Below are 8,889 nucleotides of genomic sequence, written 5' to 3' on the forward strand. Positions count from 1 at the left end.
ACAATTAAGGCACAATCTCAAAAGTTTTGGTAGTTAATTGGCTGCTTATTAAAATGGAAAGCACTGAAGAAAGGCTAAACTATAAGCTTGAAAACTAACTGGCAGCGATCGCGGACAGCACAAATTGTCAAAACAGTTAATATGTAAACTCATAATTTTTTAGGCGAAATAGACAGTCATATCGCCTAAGTCGCTAACAAACTATGCTCAATATCAGTCAACTTGAATCTTCTCTGTGGGAAGCCGCAGACCAACTCCGTGCTAACTCAAAACTTAACGCTAATGAATACAGTATGCCCGTACTGGGGCTAATCTTTCTTCGCCATGCGACAAATCGCTTCATTGCTGTAAAAGCCGAGATTGAAAAGGGTTTATCCTCGCGGGGTGGAAAAAAACGCCCGATTACTATAGATGACTTTAAAGGAAAGTCAGCAATTTTTTTACCAACAGAAGCTCAGTACGATCGCATCTTGAATTTGGCAGAAAACGCAGATATTGGCAAGGCAATCAATGCAGCGATGAAAGCGATTGAGGATGAAACTCAGATGTTGCAAGGGGTGTTACCGAAAGAGTACACCAGTTTTGAACAAGATTTGCTGTATAACTTAGTGCGAATTTTTGACCGGGAAGAGTTACGGAAAGCCACGGGTGATGTCTTTGGACGAATTTATGAGTATTTTCTGAATAAGTTTGCGATGAGTGGCGCACAGGAAGGAGGAGAATTTTTTACACCGCCTTCTTTGGTACGCACGATTGTAAATATGATTGAACCTGAACGAGGAAATATTTTAGACCCTGCTTGCGGTAGTGCGGGTATGTTTGTGCAGACGGGACATTTTGTGGAAAATCGCGGTGAGGATGCGGCTGCAAAGATTACTTTTTACGGACAGGAAAAATCGGATACTAACACCCGTTTGGCGCGAATGAATTTAGCGGTTCACGGATTAGAAGGGATAATTCGCCAGGGGAATACTTTTTACGATCGCTGGGAAGAGTTGCTGGGTGAATGTGATTTTGTCATGTCTAACCCGCCGTTTAATGTGGATGGGGTAAGTCCAGAGAAGGTGAAGACTGACTCGCGGCTGTTTACTGAGAAAAAGATACCGGGAATTGCTGCCAAAACTAAAGCAGTGAGCAATGCAAATTACCTCTGGATACAGTATTTTTACAGTTATTTAAATGAGCGAGGTAGAGCCGGGTTTGTGATGGCAAGTTCGGCATCGGATGCGGGACATGGGGAAAAGGAGATTCGAGAGGAGTTAATCGCCACCCAAGCGGTGGATATGATTATCTCTATTGGGACGAACTTTTTTTACACAAAATCGCTACCTTGTACATTGTGGTTTTTTGACAAGGGAAAACCAGCAGAACGCCAAGACAAAGTGTTGATGATTGATGCGCGGAATGTTTACCGAGTAGTGACGCGCAAAATCCGCGATTTTAGTGAAGAACAACTCCAGAATATCACTGCGATCGCTTGGTTGTATCGTGGACAGCAGGAACGTTATTTAGGGTTGGTGGGGGAATATTTAAACAAGACGCACCAAGAAGCGGCGACTATTGAGGGTGTGTTGACTCAGTTAGAGTCACCGTTAGCTAAGTTGACGCAATTCTTGCATACTTTTAGCGATCGTCTTGGGGCTTCGCTTCCTTTATTAAAGGATTTACCGGAAGTAGAGGGATTAGTTGCTGAAGATATGGCTAATCAGAATATAGGGACTTTCCGCGCTACTTTGTCTGAGTTGGAAGCGGGAATTCAAGAATTGACTGCGGCGAGAGTTGGTTTAATTGGTGAGTTACAAGTGCATCTTGCATGGTTTGCAGAGAAGAACCCCACCCCCAACCCCTCCCCGCAAGCGGGGAGGGGAGACTTAGCGCCAGCTAAGGCGGGGTGGGGTTCTTTGGGGAATTTAAACGAAGCGCAAAAAGACTGTGCAGCAAGGTTTGTACAATTTATTCCCCAGTTGAAAACTCTGCAAAAGCACATTAACGAAGTGCATAAACTCGCTAGCCGTGCTGTGGAACTGGCGGAGAAAAAGCTAGAAGCGCGGAAACAGGATACTTGGGATGGGAAGGAAGTTAAAAAACAACGTGATGCATTGGATATAGTGCGAGATCAGGCTATTTTTGCTATTAAGTCTACGCTGTATGTGAAAGCGCAAGTTACCTGGTTACAATCTCGCTTTCCCGAAGCGGTATTTGTGGATGTATCAGGGTTGTGTAAAGTGGTAACGCGGGATGAAATAACCCAGCAGGATAGTAGTTTAACACCTGGGCGTTATGTGGGTGTGACGGTTTTAGATGGGGAAGATGAGGAGGAGGTTGAGGAGAGAATGCGGGAAATTCATTTAGAGTTGGCGAGTTTGAATGAGGAAGCGGTGGAGTTAGCGGCGGCGATCGCGGCGAATTTTGAGGAGTTATTCCCATGAAAACAGAAATTACAACTTTAGATGAAAAGTGTTTGTTTATTAATGGTGGTGCGTGGAAACAAACTGAGTATGCAGACTATGGTATACCTGTTGTCCAAGTAAAGGATATGCAAGGTGGAACTGTTATATGGACACAGCCAAAATTTTTACCAGAATCAAGCTATCAAAGATATTCTCAACATAAACTTGAAACAAATGATTTAGTAATAGCTACGGTAGGCTCACATCCAGATCAACCAAACTCAGTAGTTGGTAGAGCAACCATTATTCCTCAATATGCTGAAGGTGCGCTCTTAAATCAAAATGCTGTTTGTATACGTCCTAAAGACTCAACACTGGATAAACGATATCTGGGATACATCGGTAAATCCCCCGAATTGCAACACTTTATTGCAGCTATGGCTAAAGGTGCTGCAAATCAAGTTCGTATTGCAATTGGAGCGTTAAAACAATTTCCCTTTAATTTCCCGCCATTAGAAGTACAACAACGCATAGCTGAGATTCTCTCAAATTACGATCGCCTCATCGACAACAACAACCGCCGAATAGCACTGCTAGAAGAGTCTATCCACCAGCTTTACAAAGAATGGTTTGTGCGATCGCGCTTTCCTGGCTACGAGTCAGTGAAGGTAGTTGATGGCATTCCAGAGGGATGGAAGTTTAAAAAGCTTGAAGAACTTGGGTTACTTGGTAGAGGTAAATCTAAACATCGTCCAAGAAATGAACCTTCCTTATATGGAGGAAAATTTCCATTTATTCAAACAGGAGAGGTTAAAGAAGCATCTTTATACATTACAAATTACAGCCAAACATATAACGAAAAAGGTTTAGCTCAAAGTAAACTGTGGGATGCTGGAACATTGTTAATTACTATAGCTGCCAATATTGCGGAGACAGCTATATTAACTTTCTCAGCTTGTTTCCCAGATAGTATAGTTGGTTTTATTGCTGATTCTAACCAAGTAAGTGCAGAATTTATCAAGTACTCTATCGATACTATTAAAGTAAGAATGCGGAATGTTTCAACTGGTGCTGCTCAAGACAATTTAAGTTTAGAAAAAATCAGAATTTTTAATTTTTTAGTTCCTGATAAAGAAACTATGCAACTTTTTACAAGAATAACTAACCCTATATTCTTGCAGATGAAAAACCTACTTATAACAAATGAGAATCTTCGCCAAGCCCGTGATTTACTCCTTCCTCGCCTGATGAACGGAAGCATTGCCGTGTAAAAAGCAAATAGTCATCACATCCTACTTGACAAAATACTCTCATAATGAGCCTTACTTTTAATCCAGAAACTTACGCACTTTTACTAGCTAAGTATCAACCAAAAGTAATTACAAACGACGCAGAAAACGAACAAGCAACACTCATAGCCGAAGAACTCGCACACCGAACAAACCGAACATCTGAAGAATCGGCTTTATATGACTTGTTGATTGCTTTAATAGAAAAATATGAAGATGAAACACAAGGACTTTTGTTCACAACACAAGGACTTTTGTTCACAACACAAGGACTTTCGTTCACAACACAAGTCAATGCGGTTCGGATAAGGTTTTTGCTCACACGCCCTAGATAGCAAAGACGCGATAAATCGCCGTCTTTACAATAACCAGTCCTTTGTAGAGACGGCGATTTATCGCGTCTCCTTTGATTTTTTAACCTCATGAATATGAAGTATAGAAAATAACAAAATTCAATTAATCAGGTAAAAAATCTTCATCTAAACATTCATCCGCAGTAAATGGAGAGTCTACGGGAAAAGTATCAAGAGATAAAGCAGTTTCGTCACTGGCTTGCTTTCTTGCATCTTGATAACACTCAGTAAAAACTTCCTGAAAATATGGTTTTAAACTAGGACTATCCTTAAAAGTCCTTGTCAACCTGCGGCGATGTTCTCTAATAGTTCCTTTCCAACTATTAGAGCGTTTCTCCTGCTGGTATTTATATTTTAGTAGATGCATTAATAGAACAACTAAATTACTCTCAAGCGCGTGTTTTTCACTTCTCCCCATGCTTTCAATCTCTTCGATAAGATTTTCTAAATCAACCTCAGAAAATCTCCCTTCCTTTAATTGTTTAGCAGTTGTCTCTATCCACAAATAAAAATCTTGGTCGTAAAGATGAGAGTTTGCAAAGACTGTTGGTTGAGGCGCTGTCATCTGATTTTTCAACCTCCCAAAATCCAACCACTATACTTAATTTAATCCCGCTCTTGCTATGCCCGTGACATATCCCGTTCGCGTAGCGTCTCCCCTTGGGAGAAGGATTGCTTTTGGGTGTATCCCAAGTAGAACTTGAGACTTTGCAAGTAGCAGGGTAAGTATATAATAACAAGTTTTTAGCAAATCTAGGATAATAACATATCTGAGATTGTAGCTAACCAGTATCATTAACAAAGCTACAGATGGGAATAAGTATAATTTAAGAGTATTTTAAGTGATAAGCTGCTACTCTGTAACAATTAAATGACTCTTACTTTTAACTCTGAAAGCTATACCCTGTTACTAGCCAAGCATCAGCCAAAAGTAATTACAAATGACGTAGAAAACGAACAAGCAATACTCATAGCCGAAGAACTGGCACATCGAACAAACCGAACATCTGAAGAATCGGCTTTAGAATATCTGGATGATACAACTATACACCGCTATCGTGTAGTGCGGATGTGGGAGCAGGATTCAGACTTATTCCTCAATAATTTAAATTTATTGCCTCTAGCTACTCTGAGTCGCACAGATTCTCCGCAAAATTTATTATCTCAGGTTGCTGAAAAAGTGGCTAAAATTTTAGATAGAGAGACAAAACAGAATATTGCCGGGTATACGGAAATTTTAGCTGGTTTGCGGTTTGACAAAACTTTGATTCGTCAAATGTTAAGTGAGGATATTATGCAAGAGTCGGTTATTTATCAGGATATTTTACAGAAGGGAAAAAAACAAGAAGCTTTTTCCTTGTGTATGTCTCTGTTAGAAGAACGTTTTGGTGAGATTGATGATGCAATTTATCAAAAAGTTCAAGCTTTGAAAATTGAACAATTAGAGGCTTTATGTCGCGCACTTTTCAGAATATCTGAGGTAGATAATTTAGTTGATTGGTTGGATGAGCAACAAACTATTTGAAGTTAAGTTTTTTTCAAACTACTATCGAGCAACGCTTGGTAAATCTTGAACGTACAGTTACCGAACTCAAACGTCTGCTGATAGCATCTCCCATCCCTAGCAATTGGTTGGAAAAAGTGACTGGTTCCATTTCTGATGAGCAAACTTTCCTGGAAGTTTTGGAATATGGAAAATCTTTACATTACGCTGATAAACCCACAGACGAAACGAGTGAATAAGTGTGAAGTACCTTTTTGATACCGACCATATTAGTTTTATACAACGCCCTTCCAGTCAATAATACGCAAATATAGCTGTTTAAAAAGGAATTATGTTTTTTATCTCCATCAATTAATTGAGTTACTCTGTACCATTAATTACGAATTACGAATTACGAACTCGTACTGAGCGCAGCCGAAGTATTACGAATTATTTAAAGGTGATAGTTGCTACTTTCTCAATTGCAAGGCTATTTTTAGAATAGCTACCTGTATCACCTATCACCTCCATGAGTTCCGAATATTCCGAAGACCGCTTAGTACAACAAACTACCGCTAACTTCTTTGAACAAACCCTGAAATGGCACTCAGTTTACGCATACAAAAAAGAAACTTTCGGGATTAACGGCACACTAGGACGCAAGGATAAACGGGAAGTTGTTCTCACACGCTATCTGCGCCAAGCACTAGAGAGATTTAACCCTGGTCATCCAAACCAAGTATACGACGATGCGACCCTTGCATTCACCACATCCAATATTTCAGACCAATTAGTTACCATTAACCAGAAAAAATATCAACTCATCCGTGAAGGTATCCTAGAGAAACCCTACAAAAACTCAGAGGGTGAAACCATCAATCCCCGCCTGAAAGTAATTGACTTTCAAAACCCAGAAAATAATCATTTCCTGATTGTGCGGGAGTTGTCTATTGAAGGTTCTCTATACTCCCGTCGTCCTGATATCATCGGTTTTATTAACGGCATTCCTTTATTATTTATTGAACTTAAAGCCACCCACCGCAACGTCAGAGTCGCTTACGAAGAAAACTACACCGACTATAAAGACACTATCCCCGAAATTTTCCATCATAACGCCATAGTCATGTTGAGTAATGGAATAATGGGGAAAGTAGGTAGCATCACCAGTAACTACAGTCACTTTCAAGAATGGAAACGTCTAGAGGAACTCGAACTCGGCAAAGTTGACTACCAAACAATGTTAATCGGGATGTGTAGTAAAGACAATTTCCTCGACATCATTGAAAACTTCATCCTCTTTGATGACAGTAGCGGTAAAACCATCAAAATTCTGACTCGTAATCACCAGTTTCTTGGTGTTAACCGCGCATTTACCGCCATTCAACAACGTAAAGTCCGAGAAGGTAAACTTGGCGTTTTCTGGCATACTCAAGGTAGCGGTAAATCTTACTCAATGGCATTTCTGACTCGCAAAGTCCACCGCCAATTAACAGGTAATTTTACCTTTGTGATTGTCACAGACCGCCAAGAATTAGATAATCAAATCGTCAAAACCTTTGCTGGGGTTGGTGCTGTCAAAGAGACTAATACTCAAGCTGCCAGTGGTGAACAATTAGCGGAATTACTCAAAGACAACCATCGCTATGTTTTCACGCTGATTCACAAATTCAACAAACCCGGTGAGATTTACTCTCTCCGTCCCGATATTATCGTCATCTCCGACGAAGCGCACCGCACCCAATACGGTAAACTCGCGGAAAATATGCGTTTTAGCTTACCCAATGCATCTTTCATCGGCTTTACTGGTACACCTTTAATGGAGTCGGAAGAAGACCAACTTACTCGTCGGGTTTTCGGTGGCTACGTTTCCACCTACGACTTCCAACGCGCTGTGGAAGATGGCGCAACTGTACCCCTCTACTACGACAATCGAGGCGAAGAATTATATTATGGCGACAAAGGCACTCAACGTCAGGTTGCAGCTGACAAGGAACTAAATCAACGCCTCGCTACTGCGATTGAACAATTTGAACTCGACGCTGAACAAGAAGAAGCCGTCCGTCGTCGCTTGGGGGGAGAATATCTCATCCTCACCGCCGAAAAACGTTTAGACCGAATCGCCCAAGACTTAGTAGCTCACTATACCCAACGTTGGCAAACAGGAAAAGCGATGCTTGTTTGTCTAGATAAGATTACGGCTGTGCGAATGCACGGACTTATCGATAAATACTGGAAACAAGCAATACAAGCACAAAAGCAATTAGTCAAACAAGCTGCTGATGAACAAGAGGAAGTGGAACACCAGCAAGTGGAACACCAGCAAGTGGAACACCAGCAACATCTGCAATGGTTGCAGTCAAGCGAATATTTAGTTGTGATTAGCGAAGCCCAAAATGAAGTTAAAACTTTCAAAGATTGGGGTTTAGATATAATTCCCCATCGCCAAATTATCAAAAGTCGCAACTTAGAGGAAGAATTTAAGAACGAAAAACACCCTTTCCGCTTTGCTATTGTCTGCGCGATGTGGTTAACAGGCTTTGATGTCCCCAGCCTGGCCACATTATATATAGATAAACCCTTGCAAGGACATACTCTCATGCAAGCGATCGCTCGTGCAAACCGCGTCTACGAAGGGAAAAATAACGGCTTGTTAATTGATTACAACGGTATTTTAACAAGTCTCCGTGCCGCCCTTGCCAGATACTCCCGTGCAGAAGTAGGAAGCACAGATGAAAGTATAACACCTTACAACGACCTAGATCAATTACGAGAAGATTATGCGATCGCGCTTCAAAGTTGTATTGACCACATCGCCAATCTGGGGTTTAACCTGCAAGAACTGGTGGAAACAGCAGGATTTGATAAAATTACTGCTTTAGCAAGTGCAGTTAATGCAGTTTGTACTAACGATGAATCTCGCGCCCGCTTTGAAGTATTAGCCAGGGAAATCTTCAAAAAGAAACAGGCGCTAATCACTGAACCGAAATTAACCGCACCTTACCAAGGAAGATATAACGCCATTGAGCAAATTTACAAACACTTACACGAACAACACAAAATATCTCTAGATATCAACGCTGTCCTTCGTTTCTTACAAGGTGTCGTTAGCGAGTTCATCAACGTTGATACTTCCCGCCTTCCAGGTGCAGAATCAGGCAAAACTTACGATATTAGCAAGATAGACTTTGAGTTATTAAAAGCAGAATTTGCTAATTCCCCAACTAAAAATACCTCAGTCCAAACCCTGAAAGAAGCCGTCGAACGCCAACTTCAGCGAATGATAAGCTGTTCCACATTTAACTTGCTATAACAGCATTACCTTTGTTTTTGACTTTGCGATGCCATTTAATAATTAATTCGCCTTGATTTAGCAA

General features: G+C 40.9%; 7 protein-coding genes. 6 read left to right on the forward strand and 1 reads right to left on the reverse strand.

Features of this window, described 5'->3' with window-relative positions; translation table 11 throughout:
- The first annotated feature begins 203 nt into the window (after positions 1-203).
- From V7L05_RS16850 to V7L05_RS16860, 3 genes are read left to right on the forward strand one after another with little or no spacing between them, the layout of a single operon-like run.
- Entirely contained in the window at positions 204-2,429 is a 2,226-nt protein-coding gene (locus V7L05_RS16850; protein ID WP_335165614.1) for an N-6 DNA methylase, read from the forward strand.
- The gene (locus tag V7L05_RS16855) at positions 2,426-3,661 is read left to right on the forward strand and encodes a restriction endonuclease subunit S (RefSeq protein ID WP_335165615.1); all 1,236 of its coding nucleotides are present in this window, start codon (positions 2,426-2,428) and stop codon (positions 3,659-3,661) included. The genes V7L05_RS16850 and V7L05_RS16855 overlap by 4 nt, the downstream gene beginning before the upstream one ends.
- Positions 3,662-3,705: 44 nt before the next feature.
- Positions 3,706-4,014 carry a hypothetical protein gene (locus tag V7L05_RS16860; RefSeq protein ID WP_335165616.1) on the forward strand — a complete coding sequence of 103 codons (309 nt, stop codon included), beginning with the start codon at positions 3,706-3,708 and terminating at the stop codon, positions 4,012-4,014.
- Between the two features lie 121 nt (positions 4,015-4,135).
- Here the strand turns inward: V7L05_RS16860 and V7L05_RS16865 are convergent, their stop codons facing one another.
- Positions 4,136-4,597 (reverse strand): DUF29 domain-containing protein, encoded by a 462-nt coding sequence (locus V7L05_RS16865; protein ID WP_335165631.1) that lies wholly within the window; start codon positions 4,595-4,597, stop codon positions 4,136-4,138.
- 306 nt (positions 4,598-4,903) lie between these two features.
- On the opposite strand from V7L05_RS16865, the gene V7L05_RS16870 reads away from it, so the two are divergent.
- From V7L05_RS16870 to V7L05_RS16880, 3 genes are all read left to right on the forward strand, one after another.
- Positions 4,904-5,557 (forward strand): DUF4351 domain-containing protein, encoded by a 654-nt coding sequence (locus V7L05_RS16870; RefSeq protein ID WP_335165617.1) that lies wholly within the window; start codon positions 4,904-4,906, stop codon positions 5,555-5,557.
- Positions 5,554-5,775 carry a transferase hexapeptide repeat containing protein gene (locus tag V7L05_RS16875; RefSeq protein WP_335165618.1) on the forward strand — a complete coding sequence of 74 codons (222 nt, stop codon included), beginning with the start codon at positions 5,554-5,556 and terminating at the stop codon, positions 5,773-5,775. Before V7L05_RS16870 ends, V7L05_RS16875 begins: the two co-directional genes overlap by 4 nt.
- A 269-nt stretch (positions 5,776-6,044) precedes the next feature.
- Positions 6,045-8,825, forward strand: coding sequence for a type I restriction endonuclease subunit R (locus tag V7L05_RS16880; RefSeq protein ID WP_335165620.1), 2,781 nt, complete (start codon positions 6,045-6,047; stop codon positions 8,823-8,825).
- Positions 8,826-8,889: the final 64 nt, after the last annotated feature.

Source organism: Nostoc sp., from assembly GCF_036917755.1.
In the GTDB taxonomy this organism is placed as follows: Bacteria; Cyanobacteriota; Cyanobacteriia; order Cyanobacteriales; family Nostocaceae; genus Nostoc.